Annotated in this window: 17 protein-coding genes; 10 read left to right on the plus strand and 7 right to left on the minus strand. The window is 54.2% G+C overall.

The window, feature by feature from the left end; translation table 11 throughout:
* Positions 1 to 21: 21 nt before the first annotated feature.
* The 4 genes from PsAD26_RS12365 to PsAD26_RS12380 form a co-directional block, all read right to left on the minus strand.
* A complete protein-coding gene (locus PsAD26_RS12365; protein ID WP_063310664.1) occupies positions 22 to 1233 on the minus strand; it encodes a mandelate racemase/muconate lactonizing enzyme family protein in 1212 nt (403 codons plus the stop codon).
* A 42-nt stretch (positions 1234 to 1275) separates the two neighbouring features.
* A complete protein-coding gene (locus PsAD26_RS12370; RefSeq protein ID WP_057461401.1) occupies positions 1276 to 2070 on the minus strand; it encodes a FadR/GntR family transcriptional regulator in 795 nt (264 codons plus the stop codon).
* Between the two features lie 307 nt (positions 2071 to 2377).
* On the minus strand, positions 2378 to 4861 hold the full coding sequence (locus PsAD26_RS12375) for an FAD-dependent oxidoreductase (RefSeq protein ID WP_063310665.1): 2484 nt from the start codon (positions 4859 to 4861) through the stop codon (positions 2378 to 2380).
* A gap of 105 nt (positions 4862 to 4966) precedes the next feature.
* A complete protein-coding gene (locus tag PsAD26_RS12380; RefSeq protein WP_063310666.1) occupies positions 4967 to 5524 on the minus strand; it encodes an XRE family transcriptional regulator in 558 nt (185 codons plus the stop codon).
* Positions 5525 to 6375: 851 nt separating this feature from the next.
* Here PsAD26_RS12380 and PsAD26_RS12385 point away from each other — a divergent pair.
* From PsAD26_RS12385 to PsAD26_RS12395, 3 genes are all read left to right on the plus strand, one after another.
* On the plus strand, positions 6376 to 7293 hold the full coding sequence (locus tag PsAD26_RS12385; RefSeq protein ID WP_063310667.1) for a class I SAM-dependent methyltransferase: 918 nt from the start codon (positions 6376 to 6378) through the stop codon (positions 7291 to 7293).
* Positions 7290 to 8210 carry a cyclic nucleotide-binding domain-containing protein gene (locus tag PsAD26_RS12390; protein WP_193758283.1) on the plus strand — a complete coding sequence of 307 codons (921 nt, stop codon included), beginning with the start codon at positions 7290 to 7292 and terminating at the stop codon, positions 8208 to 8210. Before PsAD26_RS12385 ends, PsAD26_RS12390 begins: the two co-directional genes overlap by 4 nt.
* Positions 8211 to 8586: 376 nt before the next feature.
* On the plus strand, positions 8587 to 9648 hold the full coding sequence (locus PsAD26_RS12395) for an FAD-binding oxidoreductase (protein WP_063310669.1): 1062 nt from the start codon (positions 8587 to 8589) through the stop codon (positions 9646 to 9648).
* A 60-nt stretch (positions 9649 to 9708) separates the two neighbouring features.
* Here the strand turns inward: PsAD26_RS12395 and PsAD26_RS12400 are convergent, their stop codons facing one another.
* A complete protein-coding gene (locus PsAD26_RS12400) occupies positions 9709 to 10164 on the minus strand; it encodes a CesT family type III secretion system chaperone (RefSeq protein ID WP_057461407.1) in 456 nt (151 codons plus the stop codon).
* A gap of 26 nt (positions 10165 to 10190) precedes the next feature.
* A complete protein-coding gene (locus PsAD26_RS12405) occupies positions 10191 to 12224 on the minus strand; it encodes a hypothetical protein (RefSeq protein ID WP_063310670.1) in 2034 nt (677 codons plus the stop codon).
* Between the two features lie 812 nt (positions 12225 to 13036).
* Here PsAD26_RS12405 and fabI point away from each other — a divergent pair.
* From fabI to PsAD26_RS12435, 5 genes are all read left to right on the plus strand, one after another.
* Positions 13037 to 13801 (plus strand): enoyl-ACP reductase FabI, encoded by a 765-nt coding sequence (gene fabI, locus PsAD26_RS12415; protein ID WP_063310672.1) that lies wholly within the window; start codon positions 13037 to 13039, stop codon positions 13799 to 13801.
* Between the two features lie 19 nt (positions 13802 to 13820).
* Positions 13821 to 16100, plus strand: a complete 2280-nt coding sequence (locus PsAD26_RS12420; RefSeq protein ID WP_063310673.1) for a DUF3141 domain-containing protein — start codon at positions 13821 to 13823, stop codon at positions 16098 to 16100.
* A 9-nt stretch (positions 16101 to 16109) separates the two neighbouring features.
* On the plus strand, positions 16110 to 17492 hold the full coding sequence (locus PsAD26_RS12425; RefSeq protein WP_063310674.1) for a bifunctional enoyl-CoA hydratase/phosphate acetyltransferase: 1383 nt from the start codon (positions 16110 to 16112) through the stop codon (positions 17490 to 17492).
* Positions 17489 to 18649: an acetate/propionate family kinase gene (locus tag PsAD26_RS12430; protein WP_063310675.1), complete on the plus strand. Its 1161-nt coding sequence runs from the start codon at positions 17489 to 17491 to the stop codon at positions 18647 to 18649. Before PsAD26_RS12425 ends, PsAD26_RS12430 begins: the two co-directional genes overlap by 4 nt.
* Before the next feature lie 78 nt (positions 18650 to 18727).
* Positions 18728 to 19210 (plus strand): GNAT family N-acetyltransferase, encoded by a 483-nt coding sequence (locus PsAD26_RS12435; RefSeq protein ID WP_063310676.1) that lies wholly within the window; start codon positions 18728 to 18730, stop codon positions 19208 to 19210.
* Here the strand turns inward: PsAD26_RS12435 and PsAD26_RS12440 are convergent, their stop codons facing one another.
* On the minus strand, positions 19211 to 20110 hold the full coding sequence (locus PsAD26_RS12440) for a LysR family transcriptional regulator (protein ID WP_063310677.1): 900 nt from the start codon (positions 20108 to 20110) through the stop codon (positions 19211 to 19213).
* 103 nt (positions 20111 to 20213) lie between these two features.
* Between PsAD26_RS12440 and PsAD26_RS12445 the strand changes: the two genes are divergently transcribed.
* The gene (locus PsAD26_RS12445; protein WP_063310678.1) at positions 20214 to 20819 is read left to right on the plus strand and encodes an NAD(P)H-dependent oxidoreductase; all 606 of its coding nucleotides are present in this window, start codon (positions 20214 to 20216) and stop codon (positions 20817 to 20819) included.
* Positions 20820 to 21501: 682 nt separating this feature from the next.
* The gene (locus PsAD26_RS12450; RefSeq protein WP_084403656.1) at positions 21502 to 22539 is read left to right on the plus strand and encodes a helix-turn-helix domain-containing protein; all 1038 of its coding nucleotides are present in this window, start codon (positions 21502 to 21504) and stop codon (positions 22537 to 22539) included.
* Positions 22540 to 22837 lie beyond the last annotated feature (298 nt).

Raw genomic sequence — 22837 nt, forward strand, 5'->3', positions numbered from 1 at the left:
CGCAATGGCGCTTTGCGCCGTCTAACTGTTCTTTGACCCCGTCATCCGGATTGTTGCATCGCTGCGCTCAAAGACCTTTGGTGAGAGCGAGATACCAAGGCCCGGTGCGGTGGGGGCAAGCAGGTAGCCGTTTTCGAAAACGGGAAGCCCTTCCATCAATTCGCTGTACCAGCCGAAGTAGAATGCCCGCACCATCTCCTGAACCAGCGCATTGGGCAGGTTGATAGAAAGGTGCACGGCAGCAGTCAGCAGGCCTGGCCCGGTGCAATCATGTGGCGCGACAGGCAGCTCGTAGGTTTCCGCCATGGTGGCGATCTTCTTGGCTTCCGTCAGGCCGCCGCACCAGCCAATGTCCAGCATGCAAACATCCGTGGCGCGCTTTTCAAACAGCTCACGGAAAGACCAACGGGTGGCAAGGTTCTCGCTGGCGGTGACCCATGTGTCAGCACGGCGGGCGTATTCTGCCAGTGCGTCCACGTTGGTCATCTTGATCGGGTCTTCCAGCCAGAACACGTTGTAAGGCTTCAGCGCACGGGCGATCTTTTCTGCCATTGGCAGGTTCCAGACACTGTGAAGCTCCACATGGATGTCCATAGCATCACCAACCGCCTCACGGATCTGTTTGAAGGGGCGCAAGCAAGCCTCCAGATCTTCCGGCGAGATGTATGTGCCGTTGGTTTTGACAGCGAACTGGTCAAACGGCCAGATTTTCATGCCGCGGAATCCCATATCCAGCAGGCTTTTCGCCAGAGTGCCCGCGTCAGAGAGAAAGGCCTCCAGATCCTCGTAGGGGCCTTGAGCGACAGAATCCGTGCTCCAGTCTTCTGTTGTGTTGACCTGCTTGTCCTTCACGTACTCGTAACCTGCGCAGGTGTTGTAAGCGCGGATCTTGTCGCGGCTTCTGCCACCCAGTAGCTGATGCACCGGCACGCCAAGGGTTTTGCCTGCAAGATCCCATAGGGCAATATCAATGGCAGAGGCGGCTCGCATTTCCGCACCCGTAGAGTTGAAACCGCAGATGGGGTTGAGCAGCAGGCGGGAGATGGCATCAATCTGGGTTGGATCACGGCCAATCAGCTCATTTCCCAGTGTTTCGTGAATGAACCCGCAAACCGCGTCTGAGCCATAAAAGGTCTCGCCCAGACCAAAGCTGCCCGCATCCGTATGCACGCGCACCCAGGTTACATTGCGAAATTCTTTGATATTGATGGTTTCGATGCCAGTGATTTTCATGTCGTGTCTCGGAGAAAGGAGTTGGGGAGAGGGGATGGCAGCTCAGTCAGAGGCAAGGCGGTCACGCTCATTTTGCATCACGACGTTGGCCAATGAGTTCTCGCGGATCTCTTCGTTCAGTTCATCCAGATCAAGATCATAGGCCGCGCGGTCAATGATGCGGACAGACGCTTTTCGAGCCGCCTCCGCATCCCGCAAACGAATGGCTTCCAAAAGGTGGCGGTGGCGTTCCAGACTGTCACTAAGTTCGCTGGCAGCTTCCGTGGTTTTCTTGATCAGGACAAACACCGCTGGCATGGTGCTGCGCCCAATCTGCACCCAAACCAGATTATGAGTTGCCTGATAGATCGCCTCATGAAACTGAATGTCATACTGCTGGAAGTGCTTGCCGCGATAGGTCAGATCATCCTTCTGCATGGCCGCATACATGCCATTCCAAGCCGCTTCTATCTTCATAAGATCCTTTGCCGTGGCCCGGCGGGCGGCTTCCATGGCGATGAACGGTTCAACAGACGTGCGGAACCGGAAGATCTCCCGGGCAAAGATCAGTGTGTTGCCGCCATACTGCGCGATCCACGTGGCCACTTGCGGGGAGAGGATGTTCCATTCCTGATAGTCTTTGACGCGTGTGCCAAAGCCGGAAATGCGCTCAATGATGCCGTGATTGGTGAAGGTTGCCAGAGCGCTGCGCATGGTGGCGCGGCTCACACCAAACTGGTCCGTGAGCTCAAGTTCCTTGGGCAGAAAGTCACCGGGCTTGAGCTCAGCAGAAAACAACTGCCGAGCCAGTTCCTCTGTGATCTGGTCTCGCAGATCCTGAGTGTATGTCGATACCATCGCGCGTCAGCCTCATCAAAAGAGCAGAAAGATAAGACGAGCCTATCCATGTCTGACATACAATTAAATATGACTGACTACTTAGATGTCAACACGCAAATACAACCACTAAACTCATCACGCAATGCTATATTATGTCACGATACGAAGTACACACAAATGCAAATAGAGATTAATCAATGCATAAGCTTGGAGAATTATAAGTATAGATCGCACACCCAACTATTACGGCATCCATATTTTTCTGCTTCAGTCGTGTGGAGCAGGAGAGATATGGATGCCGCAGAACATGTCAGATGAACGGGTGTTACAACGCGTGCCCTTCCAAAACGACACTCTCAGGCGTGCCTTGATCTTTGAGGCGCTCATTCTCCGGGTCCCAAAGTGGTTCATCCGACTGTATGATTGCCTTGTAAGGCTTGCCGTAGATTTTGATGGTCAGCTCCGTTCCCGGTTTTGCCAGATCAGCCCGTACAACACCAAGCGCGATGGAAGCATTGACGCGGTAACCCCACCCGCCAGAAGTAACTTCCCCGACCATCTGATCCCCAAGCCAAATGGTGGACATGTAAGGGGCATCACACTCTTCAGCCTCCACAATCATCGTCACAAAGCGACGCCTCACGCCTTCCGCCTGCTCTTTCAACAATGCGGCCTTACCGGGAAAACCTTGAGGTTTATCAAGCTTTGCGAACCTGCCCAGCCCCGCTTCCAGCACGCTGTAATCGGTCGAGAGATCCCCCTTCCAACTGCGATAGCCTTTCTCCAACCGCAAGGCATTGAGCGCATACATGCCAAACGGTTTGGCGTCGGCTGTCAGGATCGCCTCATAAATCGCAGGCATATCCTCATTGCTCGCATGGATTTCCCAGCCCAGCTCACCTGCAAAAGAGACGCGCACCAACATCACAGCCTTACCAAGAATGGTGGCCTGTTGCAGGCTCAACCAACTGAGAGAAAGGTCCGCTTTGAGCATGGGAGCAAGCAGCTGACGGGCCTTTGGGCCGGTGACGATCAGTGTTGTTGCGTCCGTTGTCTGGTCTTCCAGACCCAATCCCTCTGGCAGGCGGGCTTTCAGCAGCTCAAAGTCATGCCACTGGGCCAACGCGGCGGTGATCAGCGTGAACTCCTCTGCGCCATGACGCAGGATCGACATTTCCGTCAGGACGCGGCCACGATTATCGGGGAAGTAGCCAAGGGTCATGCGGCCAACTTTGGGGAGACCTCCGGCGATCTGCCCTCGCAGCCAGTCAGCGGCGCCTGTACCCGAGAGTTTGAACCGCGAGAAGCCGGGGAGGTCCAGCACGCCAACATAGTCACGCACGGCCTCGCATTCTTCTCGCACCCGCTGTTCCCATGGGCCGGAGCGGGTCCATGTCTGTGTGGCGTCCTCGCTGGTGTCGTCTCCTGTTTTCGCGATCCAGTTGGCCCGCTCCCAGCCGTTGTAGGCCCCCATCTGTCCGCCTAGCTCCAACAGTTTGGTGTGGTTGGGTGAGAGTTTGCGGTCGCGGCCCGCTGGCCATTCGTGATGGGGAAAGTGCATGGCGTACTCGTGGCCGTAGACTTCTTTCGCCTTATCGATGCAGTACTGCTGGTCTGTGTAATCGGTGTAGCGTCTTGGATCGACAGCCCACATATCCCACTCGGTCTGGCCGTGCACAATCCATTCTGCGGCCACCTTGCCAGCGCCACCGCCCTGCGCGATGCCAAAGGTGAAGGAGTGTGCCTCAAACGCATTGGGCACGCCGGGCATGGGGCCAATCATGGGCAGGCCATCAGGTGCGTAGGGAATAGGCCCGTTGATGTTGCGTTTCACCCCTTGCGTTCCGAGCAAGGGCACGCGGGCCATCGCGTCTTCAATGTAAAACTCAAGCCGTTCCAGATCATCGGGGTAGAGCTGGAAACTGAAGTCATCCGGCATCGGGTCATCCGATGAGGTCCAAGCCGTCCGGCAGGCTCGCTCATAGGGGCCAAGGTTGAACCCACCCGTTTCCTGCCGCAGGTAATAGGAGGTATCGGGATCACGCAGCATGGGCAGCTTGCGGCCCTGTGCCTTGGTCCATGCCTCCACCTCTGGAGCAGCCTCTGTCATGAAATACTGATGGCTCATGGTAACGGAGGGCACACTGCGCCCGCCATACGGCTCAAACCATTCGCCCACGCGAGCAGCATAATAGCCCGCTGCATTCACCACATATTCGCAGCGGATTTCACCTGTCTCAGTACAGACAATCCATTCTCTGCCTTCGCGGCGCACGCCTGTGGCTGGTGTAAATCGCAGGATGCGGGCACCCAGCTCCCGCGCACCTTTCGCCAGCGCCTGTGTCACCTGCGCCGGATCAATATCGCCGTCCAGCGGATCCCAAAGGCCGCCCTCCAGATCGTGCGTTTCCATAAAGGGGAAGTGTTTTTGCAGCTGGTCTGGCGTGCACATATCCATGGTCAGGCCCATGTGCTCAGCCATGGCGGCCACATGCTCAAACTCCATCATCCGGTTGTGGCTGTGTGCCAGCCGGATCGCGCCGGTGACATGATAGTTGATGGGGTAGTCCACCTCGTCAGCCAGACCGCGATACAGCTCCAAACCGTAACGCTGCATGTTCATCACCGCATAGCTGGTGGCAAAGTTGGGACAGTTGCCCGCTGCATGCCACGTGGAGCCTGCCGTCAGCTCATTCTTTTCCAGAAGCACACAGTCGCTCCAGCCCAGCTTTGCCAGATGGTATAGCGTAGAAACGCCAACAACGCCGCCGCCGATAATGACAACCCGCGCGATGGTTGGGATAGACATGCGCACCTCCTCCAAAATTTATTCGTTCGTCATGTAGTCCTCTCCCGCTTTTCTCTGTGAGACGGGTATCATTCTTATCTGCAAATATTTCTTTGAGCGGACGCCCTAATAAACCGGCGGTGAGATCACCCAAATCGCAATGGCAGGTTCAGCATATGGGTTGGACCAGCGGTAAGACGCCTCCTTGATGCGGAAACTGTCGCCTGCCTCCACCGTGAACATCTCTTCCCCAATCCACACATCCAGCTTGCCCGAGACCATGTAGGCCACCTCCTGCGTAGGGCGCGTAATCGCCGCGCTGCGGTGAGAGCCAGGTTGAAAGGTGGAGTGGATCATCTCGAAGCTGTCGGTCAGGTCTGGTGACACCAGAGTTTCAAGCAGGCCCTTATCCCGCTCCCCAATCACGCGGCGGTTGCCATCCCGCACTACACGACCTCTCTCATTTTCCGGTGCATCTGCATTGCCGAAAAACAGGGAGAGCTGAACACCAAACACCTCGGCAAACTGCTGCAGGTCCGTATGGCGCGGCGTAGATTTATCCCGCTCCACCTGAGAGAGCCAGCCGACCGAGCGACCCAGTTGTTTTGCCAGATCTTCCAGCGTCAAACCGCGCGCAATGCGAAGCGCCTTCAGATCTTCTCCCAATGTGCTTGTAATGGTCATGCACCGCCATTCCGTGAAATATTTTCCGATATTTTCACCAATCACCGTGAAATTATCAAGGTATATTTCACGAAAGATCAGAAAACATGGTGGCCAGAAACGCTATAAGCACATATTTTCATAGCTGCATCAAGCAGTTAGAAAATAACACTCACCACCTGTATTAGTCGCGGTGAATATATCACTACCCTTTTACTTTTCAGGATGCCGGTTCCGAAGCACCTATAGCTTTTTGCTATAAGTGTCTAAAAAAATGATTGTTGTGGCAACATCGTCGATAAAGTAGCTTCCATCGCGATTGAGGGGGATTTAATCGTGAGCCATAATTCATATCGCATCTGCTTAGGATCAGCGATCCTACCTGCTTTGGTATTTTCGACGGCTATGATTACCCCAGTTTCATTGACGGCATTCTGAAGCTGACGGCCAACGGACAGGATCTAGACGACATCTTCGCCCCCCCCCTCGGACTGCGTGCCCAATACTGGATCGATCTCGGCTCGGCAATCGGTCATTAGGGCGGATGCGGCCTTCGGCCTGAACTGCAATGGCTGTTTCGGATCCAACTTCACCGATTAGGGGCTTAAGGCGAACCTTGCTCTGCAGTTCTGATCGCGTTTCGGCCTTCACCGGGGCAGAGCCTCTGCAATCCCACGCACCGCTAGAAATCGCAAGCTGCGGGCAATTGCGCTTAGACCAAAACAACGCGCCGACCCAATCTGGACACTTAAGACCTGTGGCAACGTCGATAACAATCGCCAAATGACAACCCTACTTGAGAAATACCTGCTCAGGGTTCCCTGATTTGACCGCGTGCTTAGTCAATCAAGGCGCAAGTTTATGGAGCAAGAATGAAAGACAGAGTTGCAAGTTCAACCGCTTACACAGTGTTGCAAGGCTTGTTGTTGATTGCAGAAAAACCAGAGTATCGACATCTTGTCACTGCAAAGGCTCTTAAAGCAGGCAAAACCCTCTTGGGCGGCTCTGACGAAGGCAGAAAACGACTGAAGCAGCTCAACAGTCGTTGGTTTCGTGCACTCGTTCCATTTATGGAAAGGCTGACATTACCCGGTATTTCAACTCATTACGGGTTACGTAAGAAGTATATACGCGACGCTGTCGAAAATGCACTCTCCGAGGGCTACAGCACGGTCGCAATCCTTGGCGCAGGTTTTGATACGCTTGCCTATGAACTGCATTCGCAGTTTCCCAAGGTTACTTTTTTTGAATTGGATCATCCGGCGACCAGTGCTCACAAGCAAATGGCTTTAGATGGCCAAGTGGCCGACAACCTTCATCTGATTGAAGTAGATTTCAAAAAGACCAGCGCTAAGGAAGCGTTACTTTCTCATGAGTCCTATGACGCCGCCAAACCTGCTGTTTTCATCTGTGAAGGCGTGCTCATGTACTTGCCGGTTTCAGATGTGAAAGCACTCTTTTCAGGACTCAGGGAACTGGGCCAAAAGACGCGGATCGTATTCAGCAGTGTTACCCCTTTCTCCGATCCCGAGAACAATTGCGGCCCTTTGTTGCGCCTCTATCTGCGAATGAAAGGTGAACCAGTGAGTTGGACCATTCGGCGCACGGATTTAGCCGGTTTCATCAACGAGCAAGGATATGTTTTGCTGGATGTGGCCGAGGGGCCCAAGCTGAAGGATCGTTATCTCCCCAACACCACGCCAACAATGTTGCATCGTGGGGAATGCTTGGCCCAGGCACAAGTTAACAGCACTCGCGTTGAGATCGAGGCATCATGCCAATCCGGTTGAACATCGCAACAGATCCAGTACAGATCGATAGCATTCTGAAGTTGCGGTATGACGTGTTCTGTTTGCAAGAAAAATTGTTTCAACCAACCACGGACCAGAGGGTTGTTGACAGGTTCGACACGTTATCGACAACGCGAAACATATTGGCGACACGAGACGACAGGATTGTTGGTGCGCTAAGGATTAACGTCGATTCCTCTGCGGGGGTGCCTGCGGATGACTATTACGATTTTCGTCAGCATCTGCCAAAAGAGAACGTCAATATGATGAGTGTGGGCATGTTCTGTGTTCGTGAAGCACAGCGCTCGCTAGGTATTGCACTTCACCTAATTTCGTTATCGGCTTATTTCGCCGTTTCAAACGACATTACGCATGTCATCGCGCCAACGAACCCGGCTATCGGCAAACTTTTAGGTCGCGTCGGTTTCAAACCTGTTGGCGACTTGCGGTATGATCCGCACTTGGGGGGGAATTTTATCCCTATGATGCTGGATATGAGAGACTTGGCAGACAGTTTTCTAACATTTGCGAAACGCACCCAACTTTATAATTTCCTGCAATCCTACGAGTACATGCTGTTCAACGCCGGCGAAACTGTGTTGCAGGCTGGTGTAAAGGGAAACTCGGCTTTTGTGATTATTGAAGGCGAAGCAGAAGTGCGCCATGCTGAATCCGGCGCTGTTCTAGCCGTCTTGGGCGAAGGTCAGGTTCTTGGCGAATTAGCCCTTTTGACGGATGATACTCAGTCTGTAGATGTGATCGCAAGATCTCATCTACAAACGATGGTGCTGCCGAAAGATACCTTCCTAAATCATTTGCGGACTGATCCGGATCACACGCTGCAAATGCTACACAGCTATGCTCACAGGATGAAAACCGTGTTGCTGGGATCGGGCTTTGTTGCAAATCTCTCCTAGAGTGCACTTCGAGCTACTTTAGAACTATCGCTTTAGACTTATTCGCTCAAAAGTTAGTTTCCGAGTATCGTCTTAGCCTCAGACAGGACCCTTGGCCCGGTTCCGAATCCCTGCTCAACATGCTCCGCTTCCCCCAAAATATCTTTCGATAAGTTAAAGGCATTGTTTTACTCGCGACACCGACCCGTAACCAAAATCACTATGCTGCCTATATTAGTCGCGACAAATATATCACTACCCTCTTATTTTTCAGGATGCCGGTTTCACCGAACAGGAGGGTTCGTTAGGGTCTGCGCATAGCCATTCCTTTGAATTCTTCAGCTGCTCAGCGATGTTTGTCGCTGGCCGGTATCTTTTTCTTTGAACTGAGGCATCTATGCAGAATTTAAGCGTTAACGTGATCGGGGCCGGGATTACCGGAGCCATGATTGCGTATAAACTCGTACGTCAAGGTTTCAAAGTCACCCTGTTTGATGCAAACTACTGTGTGGGCGGAGATGTCTCCCGCACCTCCTTTGGCTGGATTGGCCACATCGCCAATGATCCGATTAAGCATCCAGATTTGTTCCCGTTACTGACCGATGGCATGCAGCGTTACAAAGCTTTGAACGCCGAATTTGACGGCACGCTGTTTGATGCGGAAGGCGGCGCCATTGTTTGGCGCGCAACTCCGGAAGAAACGCAAGCCGTGATTGACCGTCAACGGCAGGCAGGCACCCGAACACGCGTGATGAGCAGGCAAGAGTTTCAGGAGCATTTGCCCGCGCTCACAAACCCGCCGGAGTTTGCAGCCCATTCAGAAGAAGATGTCAGCTGGTATCCACCTAAAGTCATCGAAAAGCTGGTTGATGTCTTGATCCGACTGGGCGGCGACGTGGTGCTGAACAGCTCAATGAGTGCATTGGATGTCACCGACCATCATTGCAACGGAATCCGCATGAATGATGAGGTCTTTGCCAGTGATTTCACCGTACTGGCGACCGGTGGCGGCAATGGCAGCCTGATCGCTCCGTATGAGCCGAAACATGGCCTTTACACCTCGCCGTCCACCTACATTGAGCTCAGCGCAGAACTGCCGGACTTCACCCCTGTGCTGCAAACGCCGGATATCGAGATGCGCAGCCTGGGTTTTGGCAACTTCGCTCTGGCTGAAAATCCGCCGGAAACGGATGATCCCGCCGAGCTGGAGCGTATTGGCGCGCGGATAGTGCAAGCCGTCAAAGACACCTTCACCAACACCGGTCAGGTGGAGCTGCTGTCCATTCATGTTGGCCAGCGCCCCGCCAGCCATTCAGCTGAACCTCTGGCCCGTCCCATCAACGGCTTTTCCAACGCCTTCGTCGCAGGCAGCCACCCCGGCGTCATCCTCGCCCCCCTTATCGCCGAACGCATCTGCACCCAGATCACGGAGCAAGCACTGTCCAGAGCAGTGGTTTAGAGGGCTAAAGGACTGTTGGGCTGGCTGAAGACAGCCCAACTGGATGGCAAGCGCTCAAGTTTATGCACGAAGCCATTCATCGTTTGAAGGATGAAGCTGTGTTGCCCCCTCATTTTGCGAGGTATTGAGGGACTCGATAGTCACGCGCCACAGTTTAACGAGCTTGATGAATGTATCCAGCTTCTCTTCAAGCTGCGTCACACCAAGGCTCTTGGCGGAGAACCTTGAGTTCAGCGCTGGCTGGTTGTCGCCTTCCGTCATGGCAAGCACCGCATCTCCAGTACCTTTGCCCAGCAGGTTGGCTTGCAGCAACAACCGATACCCTGCCTCGCGTTTGTCTTTCTGAATGTCAGGCAGCAGGGCGAACAGGATCACCTCATCCTGATTGTTCGCGCCCAAAGTGAGCATAAACTCCTCCTCAACGTCAAAAGAGCAAAGCCCTTCCTCGTCCAGTTGAAGGTTTGGCAGCCCGATTTTCTCGCCAAGCTCGGCAATAAGTGTTTCAGCGTGTTTCATGTTCTATTCTCAATATGGCTTGAGGCTCAGGCTTCGCCCACGGGTTTCCCAGCTGCGTAGCTGTGCTCATCAAAGTAATCCAGCGTCGCATCAAAGGCGTTGTCCTTGGCTCGTGCCAAAGCATCGCCAGTCTCCGTGCCATCGTAGAGGCCGATGAAGTCATTGAGGTCGGAGACATAGCTTGACGAGTCGATCTGTGTTCCATCTGGCTTCGCTTGTGCCAGACCGAGATCCAGCCCCAGCGTACCGTCCAACTCCTGCCCGACCCAAAGTGCCTCGTGGATTGAGTGACCGCCGTCATAGTTCAGGAACATGGTGTTCGCGACCATGTAGTCTTTCGAATCCGGGACCTGGTCCGGGTTAGGGGAGGTGTGCCTCAGATAATGCAGAAAATGCAGGTTCAGGTTGGTCGAACCGGAAACGCCAGAGGCAAACGGCATGCCGCGAGACAGCGCTTCCACCTGAGACTTACTCGGTTCCTGCAGCTTTGGCAGATTCACATCCGCCGGATGCGTGCTGGGGATCTTGTCTGCATCTCCTTCAAACGTAACACTGCCGGGTTGATACCCAAGCGTAATGCCCGCATGAGCACTCTTTGGAGTATCCGTGCGCCCAACTTTGGGTCTGTCTTCTCTCGCCAGACCTGGATCTTCCGGTGCATTCGTGCGGTTGGCTTCCTTGCAGATCCCTTGATAGGCCTTGTTCGCAACCTTGATATAAGCAGGCAAGTCAGCGACCTTCTTGCCGTTGACGACCAGTGGCTGGCGGTCTGCAGGCACTGTCTTGGTCAGCAATGCATGCAAGGCAACAGTGGACTTCACAACCAGCATGGGAACTGCAATGGCGTCATATCCGTTGCGGGTTGGTGCGGACAAAAACTTGTCCAGATTCATCAGCGCATCGTCGCGCGGTCCTTGCACAAACTCCATCAGTTCCGGGCATTCCGGCATCCAGAACCGCTCATTACCCGCCATCATCCGGTGCATGGTCATGGCCGTCTGGTTCTGCACCCGCGGGGTCTGGATGGAAATCACATCGCGAATGCCATCTTTCACCAGTTGGGCAGAGTTCATCACGGACGGCGGTGTGTCGTGGACCATGTCTGCAATAAAGGTACTGTCGAGCACGCGGGAGTAGATCGCATCGTGCAGGCGCGTCAGCGGCGGGTTATCACTCTTGCCCAGCTGGCTAAGCAGCGTCTTTGTCTCATCAGAAATACCCGTCAGACCAATCTCCTCGAGGCGATCCGCAACAGCGGTCAACAACTCGCGGGTTTCCGGCACAGAGATCCGATGGCCCAACACCTGATCCTTCACATACCCATCAACCTCAGCCAGATGGCCAGCAGTTGTCGGGTTCAGACCCGGGGTTTGCGCTTCATTTCTGAGGAGTGCGAGCAGATGAGTTGTCACTTCGCCCGGCACGCGCGCAACGTCTCCGCCCTGCGCTGCATTCTGCGTCCGCACACTTTCTGGATAGACGAGGGTGGAATGAACTGCCTTCAACGCAATCGGCACGGCTTCTTTCAACACCGCGTTGTCTGAACCACCAAGAAAGCTCAGCGACCGGGTGATGCTGGAAATACCATCCGCATCTGCGCTCTTGGCCAGCTCCACAATACGAGTGGTGAGAACCTCTGCTGCCTTTTTCGGGTCATCCGGGATCGCGGCCCCTTCAAAAAACGTTTCCAGCGTCAGTCTGGTGCCATAGGCATGGGCTTCCTCAAAGAGTGCAGTCACTTTTTCCTGCGCTTGCTGAGAAGCCTTGCTTGGCACATGAAGGAGCGTGGCAAGAATGCTCGACTTTGGCAGGTGCGGCTTTGTGGAGAGGAAGTGATCTACCACCTTTTCCGTGACTTCTGTGCTGAAATAAGAATTGAGCTCGCGCTTGATTTCACCCAGAACCGCTTCGTGCTGAGGTGTTTTCTTCGTCACGTAGTTGAGAGAGTTTTCAACGATCCGCTCACTCGGCTTCGGTGGGGCAACATCTGCATATTGAGCAATGTTGGGCTGAGGAGCCGGGGGCTGAGAGTTTGAAACTGAGTAATTTGATCCGGTCATGAAAGCACCATCGCTTTAAAGTGGAACTGCTTACCCTCATGCGGGAAGCTTGTTCCGAGTACACGCTTTAGTCATCACTCATAGAAGCGTTAGCCTGACGATTCTGTGCTGACAGGCACTCTGTTCCTGTCACTTGCAAAAAATTATCGTTCTCTTCCTTCCAGCGAGCAAAACTGATGGCAATATTGCGATGGTTCAGGGAGTTAGGTATTTTGAGGCCACCGATGGGACCGGTACACCGGGAGGGAGGGAGCAATGGGGATGACAAGGAGATATCTGGCACTGGCCTCGTTGTGCATGGCGTTGCCAGTACGAAAATCAACCACAACCCCTACGTGGCTACAACAACGTTCATGGTTAAAAAAGCTTCGGTTGTTTTGAAGGCCATCGCTCCGCAGCATTTCACGACTTTATTGCGGCACAAGATGTCTTTGTGCGTCCTCCTGATCATTAATTTGCACCGCTATTTACAGACTGTTTCCTGAAGCACTTTCACGAGGTGATCCAGCAAATATCACAGTTTCCGTTTGCCGGATAACAAGCTTCGGCGACGGCCCCACTCTGCATTTTCAATCTAACCATCCTGTATTACTTCCTGTTTCCCTTCCCATATAAAAATATTAAATTTATAAAATCAAAATAAATTATATTTTTACTGGATAAAGCAAATAGCCACTCTTTGAATATTACAATCACCCAATTCATTTACTAGATTTAGCACCTTGGTTTTCCTTATTTCTCCTGTATAGCTATTTCTAGTCTTGTTGTTTTCCTTCCAAATGACAGGGTTCAACCAACAGGGTAATGACCGCATGTTTTCATTGAAGGGCAAGAAAGCCCTTATTGTTGGGGTGGCGAACAGCCAGTCCATTGCATGGGGATGCGCCAAAGCCATGAAGGCACAGGGCGCAGAACTGGCTCTTACATACCTGAATGACAAAGCGAAAAAGCATGTGGCCCCACTGGCAGAAGAAGCCGATGCAGCCATTTTTGCGCCGCTGGATGTGACAGATCCAGACCAGATGGAGGCCCTGTACCAGCAAATCGAGCAGGTTTGGGGTTCGCTGGACATTCTGCTGCATTCCATCGCCTTTTGCCCGCAGGCTGACCTGCATGGCCGCGTGGTAGATTGCTCGGCAGAGGGGTTTGGCGTGGCCATGGACATTTCCGTGCACTCCTTCCTGCGCCTCATCCGCAAATCAGAACCGCTGATGCCTTCCGGGTCCAGCGTCATGACCGTGACGTTCCATGGCTCGGAAAAGGTGATCAGCCACTACAACATCATGGGTCCGGTGAAAGCCGCGCTGGAAAGCACCACGCGCTATGTGGCAGCAGAACTGGGCCAGAAAGGCATCTCCGTCAACGCATTGTCGCCCGGCCCGCTGGCAACACGCGCCGCCAGCGGCATTACCAGCTTTGACGAGATGCTGGCCGATGCAACAGCGCGTGCACCCACCCGAAAACTCGCAAGTATTGAAGACATTGGCGCATATGCCGCCTTTCTAGCCAGTGATGAAGCCCGAAACATCACCGGCGTGGTTCACCCCATTGACGGTGGTTACCGCATCATTGGTTAGGCCGGTACCGAGGTAGATTATGCAAGTAGAACTCTTTAGCAAGCGAACCGCCCAGTACTTTGAGGCCCTCGCTGAACAGAACCAGTTTTTGCAGGTCGCCAACTCACGACGCTCCACGCGCCTGATGAACGACCTTCAGAAGAAACAGGCCAAATCAAAAACCAAAAGCGACGCACTGGCCGCATCCTGGGGGCCGTACGACACGCCCAAGAAGCTGCTGGATGCTTGGTCTCATTATCTCAAGGAATCCAGCGAACGCGCCATCCTGACCATGGATGCCCTGCGCGAAGCCAGTGACACATACTTTGACCACATGGCCAAAGGCTGTCCGCCGGTTCTGATCTACGATTACGAGATCGTCGTTGAAGGTCGCAACCTGCCGCGCCCCTGCAACTACATGCTTTTGAAGATCATTCCGCCTGAGGGCGTGGAAGTGCTGGACTGGAAGCGCCCCTATGTGATCATCGACCCGCGTGCTGGCCACGGCGCAGGCATTGGCGGGTTCAAGAATGACAGTCAGGTAGGGGTTGCCCTGCGTGACGGGCACCCCGTGTACTTTGTCGCCTTTCACCCCATGCCAGAGCCCAATCAGGAGCTGTCACACGTCACCCATGCCGAAGCGGCCTTCCTGCGCGAGATCATCTCACGCCATCCAGACAGCCCTAAACCCATCGTGGTTGGCAACTGTCAGGGCGGGTGGGCAACTGCTATTCTGGCAGCGGTCTATCCGGATCTGGTGGGACCGATTGTGCTCAACGGTGCGCCCATGTCGTACTGGAGTGGTAAATTGGGGCAAGATCCCATGCGGTACTCAGCAGGTCTAACCGGCGGCGTTGTGCCTGCGTTACTTTCTGCAGATCTGGGCAATGGTCTGTTTGACGGTGCCAATCTGGTGCAGAATTTCGAGATGCTGAATCCGGGACGCAATTGGTTCCGCAAGTACTACGATTTGTACACCAATATCGATAGCAGCGAAGAACGTTATCTGGAATTTCAGAAGTGGTGGAGCGGCTTCTATTACATGACGGAGGAGGAGTTCCGCTGGATTCTGGATAATCTTTTCATCGGCAACAAGCTGGCGAAAAACGAAGCATTTCTGGAACCGGGACGCCCCATTGACCTGAAGACCATCAAGTCGCCCATCATCGTTTTCTCCTCTTATGGTGATAACATCACGCCGCCAAATCAGGCACTCAATTGGATTGCCGATACCTATACGGATGAAGCGGAGATCGAAATCCTCGGCCAGCGTATCCTTTATATGCTGCATGATCAGGTCGGGCATCTGGGCATCTTCGTGTCCTCCAGCATTGCCAAGCGCGAGCATACGCAGGTTGCGTCTACGCTGAAGACAATCGAAGCCTTACCTCCGGGACTCTATAAGCTCCAGATCGAGGAGCAGACGGGCAAAGGCTGTGATGCCAAGTTCAAGGTGAGTTTTGCCCGCAAGACTATTGATGAAATGCTACTGGAAACCGGCGAGCGCATTGACGAAAAAACCTTTGCCGGTGTCGCACGTTTCTCGGAGAGTCTGGAAGATGTGTATGACAGCACACTTGGCCCTGTGTTGAAGACCATTAACAGCCCGCAAACGGCAGATGCAACGCGAGATTTGCACCCCATGCGGCTGACAAATGGTGCTTTTGCCTCCACCAATCCCTTCATGTTCTGGCCCACAATGGCCGCTGCAGCGGTGAAGGAAAACCACACGCCTAACATGGCCAAAACGCCTTTCCATTATTGGGAGGAACTGATGGCCGACAGCATTGAATATGGTTGGGATGCGCTGAAGGACATGCGCGAGGCCTTCATAGAAAACAGCTTCCTCACCTTCTGGGCCTCACCGCCCGCCGTGGAATACGGTAAGGCCTTGTCCTTCCGCCGGCCAAAGGTGCCAATGCAGGACCTGCACAGCCTGACCAGCATTCAGAACGCGCTCAAGAAGATCGAGAAGGGCGGGGCAGCCGCAGCCATCGTGCGCATTGTGCTGATGATTGCTGACACCCGTACCGAAGTGCGCGGCGAAAAGCTGGAGCGGTTCAACGAAGTGCTGACCACATGGGCACCGTTCAAATCCATGGATCCGAAAGAGCGCAACTTCCTCATTCACGATCAGACTCTCATTTCCCGTTTCGAAATGGAAGCAGGTTACAATGCCCTGCCGGGCTTGCTGAAAAGCGAGAAGGACAAGACCTTTGCCTACAAGGCCGTGTCCTACATTATCGGCAAGGAAGAGAATATGGCGCCCAATTCTCTGGAACTGTGGCACTGTTTGAAGAAGTCGCTCAAATGGGGTTAGGAAGGTTTGATGACAACAACCTACAAGAATACTCCGTACGATCAGATCGAAGTTGGCATGGAAGCCATTTACGAGCGGACCTGCTCTGCGGATGATTTTTACGTCTCCGCCCATGCCTCCGGCGACCTCAACCCCATCCATCTGCCCAAGGAAGATCGCGAGGGCGAAGGCGACTTTGAAGGCGTCGCCCCCTCGCTCTGGGTCGCCAGTCTGATCTCTGCCGTGCTGGGCAACCAGATGCCCGGGCCGGGCACGCTCTACAAAAGCCAGAGCCTGCGCTTTCTGGGCCGTGCCTATGAAGGGGACCATCTGACAGCCCGCGTGAGGGTGACGGAAAAACTGCCCGATTACGTCGTCACACTGCAAACCACCGTGGAACGTGCGGACGGTCAGGTGATTGTAGAAGGCGAGGCAGAGGTTATCGCCCCGCGCACCAGCAAAATTGCCAAGGCCGTCAGTTTGCCGGGTCTGACCGTGCGCAGTCATGAGCACTTCGATAGACTGCTGGATCAGGCCCGCCCACTCCCACCTCTCATCACCGCCGTTGTGGCGCCAGAAGACCGCAAGTCACTGGGCGGTGCTTTGCTGGCAGCCGAAAACACGCTGATCGAGCCGGTCCTGATTGGTTCTCGCGAAAAGATCGAGGATGCCGCAGAGCGTCTTGGCAAAGATCTGGCCCACTGCGATATCATTGACGTTGCAAGCCACAGTCAGGCGGCAGCACAGGCCGTGGCCATGGTGCGCGAAGGCAAAGCACAGGCCATCATGAAAGGCCAACTCCACACCGACGTGTTGTTGGCGGAGATCGTGAAACGGGATGTGGGCCTGCGCACCGACAATCGTCTCAGCCATGTGTTTGTGATGGATGTGCCGGGATTGGACCATTTGCTGTTTATCACCGATGCGGCCATCAACATCTCACCGGATCTGGAAACCAAGGTGGATATTGTCCAAAACGCCATCAATCTGGCACTGGCGCTTGGTCAGCAACAACCCAAAGTGGGCATCCTTTCAGCTGTGGAAACGGTGAACACCAAAATCCCCTCGACCATGGATGCAGCGATCCTTTCCAAAATGGCAGAACGCGGCCAGATCAAGGGCGGCATCGTGGATGGCCCGCTGGCCATGGACAACGCGATCGACATTGATGCTGCGGTAACAAAAGGCATCACCTCCTTGGTTGCTGGTAGGGCAGATGTACTGGTTGTGCCCAATCTGGAATCTGGCAATATGCTAGCCAAGGAACTGGCCTTTGTTGCCCATGCAGAAGTGTGCGGAGTGGTTATGGGCGCCCGCTGTCCGGTGATCCTCACCAGCCGTGCAGATGACGACAAGGCCCGGTTAATGTCTTGCGCTGTTGCGCTTCTTTACGCTGCGAGCCAAAAAGCATGAGTTTTTATTTTACGCTCAATACCGGATCGTCCTCCGTCAAGTTCGCGCTTTACAAAGCGCAGGCTGAGCCTGACCTTTTCATCTCCGGCATTGTTGAGCGTCTGGGTCCTTCTGCCCGCTTGAAGATGCAGACACCCGGCGAGGACATCGTGCGGGAGCTGGGCACAGTTGACCATGCCAGCGCCGTCGTCGCCATCTTCGCCAAGGTGGAGCCCTACTTGCAAGGGCAGCCTGTCGTTGGTATAGGGCACCGCATCGTTCATGGCGGCAATGCCTTTTTCAAACCAACAGAGTTGACCTCTGAGGTGGTGCAGAAGCTGGAGCAGATGATTCCGCTGGCCCCGCTACACCAGCCATACAGTCTGGCCACCATCCGCGCGGCCAAACAGGTGTTTCCGGGCGTGCTGCAGATCGGCTGTTTTGACACCTCTTTCCATGCCGGTCACACCTTCCCCAATGACGCCTTCGCCATTCCACGGCATTTTTATGAGGAAGGTGTGCGCCGCTATGGCTTCCACGGGCTTTCCTTTGATTACATCTGCAGTGAAATGCGCCGGGAACATCCCGATGTCGCCAACGGACGCCTCGTCATCGCCCATCTGGGCAACGGCGCCTCTATGTGCGCGGTGGAGGAGGGACGTTCCATCAACGCCAGCACCAGCTTTTCTGCCGTCGACGGCCTGGCTATGGGCACACGGTGCGGACGGTTGGACCCGGGCGTCATGCTCTATCTGATGCAGGAAAAAGAACTATCGGCAGCAGAAATCGAGAGCATCATCTATCGCCGCAGCGGGCTCTTGGGATTGTCGGAGGAATCTTCTGACATGCGCGTGCTGGAACATTCAGAAGAACTGTTTTCCAAGCAAGCCATCAACTACTATTGCTACCAGATCCGCCGCGAGGTGGGTGCCATGGCCGCCACTCTGGAAGGCATCGACGCCCTGATCTTCAGCGCTGGCATTGGCGAGAATTCAGCTCGGGTGCGGTCCAGCGTATGCGAACCACTGGAGTTTCTCGGCATCACCATCGATCAGGAGAAAAACAAGGCCAACGCCCCGGAAATCGGGACCGGACCGGTACGCGTCTTCATCATGCCCACCAACGAGGAGCAGGTGATTGCACGGGCGGTTGCACAGGCCTGCAATAAAACGCAATAGAGAGTGACTGGAGCACAGAACAACCTTGCGGTAAACTTGTCACATATTCAATGCCGCACGTTTTCAGTGAGACCCCTTATGACTGTCCTCTCGCCAACCATCACCGTCCGCCAGCTCTCTCTCGATGATTATGAGGATGTCGTCACGCTCCTGAATGAGCTGACAGACGGTATTCCGCTTGTTTATGGCAAAGACGGGCCAGCGCAATTCGCCAAGCTTTTGCAACATGACGGCACCTCGCTCTTTGGGGTGGAGATTAACGGCCAGATCGTTTCCTGCGCCACGCTTCATATTATGCCCAACATGACCTATGGAGGTCGCCCTTACTGCCTTGTTGAGAACGTGGTGACGCTCCGCGCCTACCAAGGCAGAGGCTTTGGCCGAATGGTCATGGAGGCCCTGCGAGATGCCGCATGGCTAGCCAACGCCTACAAGATCATGCTGCTGACCGGACAAGACCGCGGCGCAAGAGGCTTTTACGAAAGCCTCGGCTACAAAGCCGACCAAAAACACGGCATGGTCCTGCGCCAGGTCCCCCCGTATAAGGCGCCTGTTAGCTAGCTACGACAATTGCCGGTAGGTCTTGATGTGGTCGATGAACAGGCGCAGGGGTTGCAGGTTTTTGTATTCGCGTGGGTAGAACAGGTAGATCGGGTCCACTGGCTTCAGGTAGTCCTCCAGCAGGCATTCCACTTTTGTCAGGTCGCAGTTTATCAGCGCGTAGTCGCGGAAGGTGAGCACCAGCCCCATGCCCTGTTCCATCAGCTGCAATTGCGAGGGCAGGGTGTTGAGGATCAGCCCTCCCTGCACATCAATCTCAACACGGTCCCCATCCACCCGAAACACCCAGGGCGCCAACTGCCCGGATGTTTGGAAGCGGTACTGAAGGCAGTTATGCGCCAGCAGGTCTTCAGGTTTTTCCGGCCTGCCATGCTTATCCAGATAGGCCTTGCTGCCAAGCACGGTCAGGGGTTGCGGGTTGGAGAGGCGGATCGCAATCATATCCTGTGCAATCATGCTGCCCAGACGGAGCCCGCCATGCAGTCCGTCAGCGACAATATCGACAATGGCATCGCTGAGTGACAGCTCCAGCTGTATCTCCGGATAAGCCTCCTGAAAACTGGGCAGAAGATCAGCAAGGAAAGAGTGGAACACAAACTCAGGCAAGGTCAGCCTGAGGCTGCCACGGGCGCTGCTGCCATGATCTTTCGCATCCTCCACCGCTTGCCCCAGCAAATCAAAGGCTGCATCGGCTCCGCTTTGCAGGGCACGGCCTGCGTCTGTCAGGGTCACAGACCGGGTGGTGCGCACGAACAACGCCGTCCCGAGCTGTTCTTCCAGCGACTTCAGCTGATGAGACACCGTGGAGGGTTTGATGCCGAGTGCCACAGCTGCGCCTTTGAGGCTGCCGTTCTGAGCAATGGCGTTGAACACTTCCAGCATGGCAAGGGGTAGACGCATTATTCGATTCCATACATCTATCAGATCGATATTGAGGCAATTAATAGCATGGAGCCATCCGTCTATAAAGACAGCATCAGAAATTCAAAGAGGCTCTCCCCCTATGAAAATCCTCGTGCTCACCGCCCATCCCGATCTCAACAAGTCCCGCATCAACCGCTCGTGGTTTGAGGCGTTTGCCGAAACCGACGACATCACAGTGCTTGATCTGACCCGTGTTGGCGGCCCAGCAATGAGCTTTAACGTCGAAGAACAGCAGCAACTCCTGCTCTCCCACGATCGCATCGTCTTCCAGTTTCCATTTTACTGGTACTCCGCTCCCCCCGTTCTGAAAGCATGGCAGGATCAGGTATTGACCTACGGCTTCGCCTATGGCCCGGGCGGCAAAAAACTGGTGGGCAGAGAGCTTGTGCTGGCCATCTCCACCGGGGGACCGGAAGACAGCTACCATGCAGGCGGCTACAACAACTTCAGCATGGATGAGTTGCTCAAGCCCTTTCAGCAAACGGCATTGATGACTGGCATGACTTACTTGCGCCCCTTCGTCTTTCACGGTCTGGCGGTGGTTGCAGAAGCCGCCATGGAGGCCTCTATCGCAACATTGCTTGCTCACATTCAGGACCCGGAGCTGAACCCACTCATCAAGAAAGCCAGGATGGATAAGCTGCTTGAAAACGACGCGGAGTTGGCTGCACGTGTCAGTGCCTGACCTATTTTTCTAGCCCAGTTTCAAAAGGCGAGCCTTCGTGCTCGCCTTTTTTGCCGTCTCATAAAAACTGGCGCTGATGAGCCGGCTAAGGCTTAAAAATTTGCAATACCTAAAAATCGATTCGATCTTTAATGAGCGTATCCGCATCCAGCCGTCCATCTCTCTTAACCTGGCGTTTCAAAGCACAGCTTTGTTTTAGCAATTTGTTTCACGCCCTTGTTTTTACTGCGATCCTTTAGAAGGATAGACCTACTGTGGCATTATGGATGGGACGACATGGCGGTGACTTTGTTTTCGGTGTCTTGATCTGTTGGTCAACACTGCATTCATTTTCAGAATTCTTTTTTTATGGCCGAGGCTTGGGGATCGCTTCCTGAATTTTGGTCATCTGAAGGCTGGAGGGACACCATTCCTGTCAGACTTAGCGTACGACACATTGCTCAACACCGCCTTGCCTCCAACCACAAGCAGGACCACGGTATCAATGCCCGTTTTGCATCATTTTCAACGGGAGGGGACGCAAAACTGACAGAACGGAGTGGCCTCGCCAGTCCCTTTCTCAATCGGGATTGAAGCTCCTTCGTTCTCCAGCCTTCAGGAATATTTCGAGTACAGATTGGAATTACCCCGCACAAGTTGCAGTATAGTACCGAGTAGAATGTCTGTTGAATCGAACAACTCAATGAATGAGCCGAGACCTGAGGTAATTTACCGGCCCAGCATCAACTGGGATGAATGGCGCAAGGGGGTCGCTGAAGCGACGGGAGAGGCTTGTTTACCTTCCAGCACCGCTTCACCAGATGCCTTTGGTGCAGGCGTGCGCGGGTCTCGTTATAAAAGCGGCTTTGTAGCAACCATCAACGCGACCCCGCACAAGTTCATCCGCACCAGCCAACGCATCGCCCGTGATGGCATGGATGCTGTGTTTGTGCAATTTTATGATCACACCCACAATTGCATCACCCATATGGGTCAGGAGAGCGTGGAGCTCCAACCCGGTCATTTGATCGTACAGGATATGGCCGAACCTTTTGTGGTGGACCATGGCTCTTACAAGTTGATGACACTGGCTCTGCCACGGGCAATTCTAGCCCCCTTCCTTCATGGGGACCGCACCTACCCAACCCTGTGCCTCCCTGCAACAGGCGGCTCAACCAACGCCGTGATCAGCATGATGCAACTGCTGCGCGGTCAGCTGGCGTATCTGACAGATGAAGACGTCACGCCCATTGTGGAGTGCATAGCCAAGCTGGTTGCCAACCAGATGAACAACGGCCCCAGCCCCTCATTTGCACTGGACGAAAACAGCCAGACCGCAGCACGGTTTTTACAAGCCGCGGAATACATCAGCCGGACCTATGCCAATCCACGCCTCAACAGCACAGAAGTAGCACATCACCTCAATGTATCACGCACAACGCTCTATCGCCTGTTTGAGCCCATGGGCGGCTTCGTCGCCTTCCTGCGTTACATCCGCATGAAACACGCCATGCGCAAGCTGCTGCATTCTGGAAGTGATGCAGTCAAGATCCAGCAGATCGCCGAGAGTTGTGGTTTCTCGCACGCCTCCAGCTTCACCCGCAGCTTCAAAGAACACTACGGCGTTTCTCCCCGCGACATCCTGATGGACATCACTGCTGGACAAGACCAACAGCTGCGCACCTCCAGCGGCATCTTCGCCAACTGGCTTGCCACGCTGAATGGGACAACGTTGAACTGAGAGGTTCAATACTCTTTGATCATGACGAAACCCTACTAAAACTGCGCAGGACCTGAGTACATTCACAAACAGGTCCAGACCTACTGCGTTCTCATTATCGAACTGTACAAAACAATCAGTTCAATGGTGGTCATCATCAGGAGATGGCATGATTTGTGGCGAGGAACACAGCAACGCAGAAAAACGCGAAAGCTTTCAAACGAACGCACAAAACAACGCAAACGCTCACAGGTTTGCGTAGTACCAATTTAGAGCGTTGATTTCGCCTAATTTTCAGAGCGTTAGTTAAGTGCAAGCA

The organism is Pseudovibrio sp. Ad26, from assembly GCF_001623285.1.
GTDB lineage: Bacteria > Pseudomonadota > Alphaproteobacteria > Rhizobiales > Stappiaceae > Pseudovibrio > Pseudovibrio ascidiaceicola.